The organism is Microbulbifer sp. 2205BS26-8, assembly GCF_030731025.1.
GTDB classification, from domain to species: Bacteria; Pseudomonadota; Gammaproteobacteria; order Pseudomonadales; family Cellvibrionaceae; genus Microbulbifer; species Microbulbifer spongiae.
On sequence record NZ_JAVAMR010000159.1, the window covers coordinates 1 to 772 of the forward strand.

At 48.2% G+C, this 772-nt stretch carries 1 pseudogene; it reads right to left on the reverse strand.

Annotated features, from left to right (window positions below):
• Positions 1–757 (reverse strand): annotated as a pseudogene (locus Q5Y71_RS17030) (IS5 family transposase); the annotation flags it as partial.
• Positions 758–772 lie beyond the last annotated feature (15 nt).

Consider the following 772-nt stretch of genomic DNA (forward strand, 5'->3'; position numbering starts at 1 on the left):
CTAATTAAAGTATCAACAATAAGCGCAAAGTGAATAAAAAACGTGAAAACAACATCCAGTTTATCAAAGCGAGAGAAAATTCTTCTGAAGCCCTTCAGACGTCGAAACAGTCTCTCCACTTCATTTTGCTTTTTGTACGCCTCTACGTCGTATTTCCAGGTGCTCAATCGGTTACTCTTCGGTGGCACGACAGGTTCCATGCCCAGATCGAATACCAACTGCCGGGATTCATTACCTTCGTAGGCCTTGTCCATGATCACTTTGGCTCCATCCCAACCGCAGTTCTCAAGGCTTTTCAGTAGCTTTCGGCCCTCCGGAGCGTCTCCAGCCTGCCCCGGCGACAGAGAAAATACTACGGCGCGGTTGTGGCCGGCTACAACCATATGAATCTTGGTGGTCCAGCCTGCTCGTGATTTGCCGATAAATTGAGGACCGTTTTTTTAGCGCGCCAGTGCCGTCTGGATGAACTTTAACAGCCGTAGAATCAAGAGAGATATGATCGACCTGGATATTGATCACATTATTTTCCTGGAGGGCCAGAAAGACCCTATCCAACACCTTACTTGGCCCAACGATTCGCCCGCATGTAGACGCTGTGCCAACGGCCAAATTTCTTCGGCAGGCCTCGCCATTTGCAGCCATGCTCGGCTATGTAAAGAATGGCGTTCAGCACCTGTAAGTTGGATATTTTCACGTTGCCGCGCTGGAGGGGTAGAAAATCTTCGATAATTTTGTATTGTTGCGCTGTAATTTCCATGCAGGGATTATACAG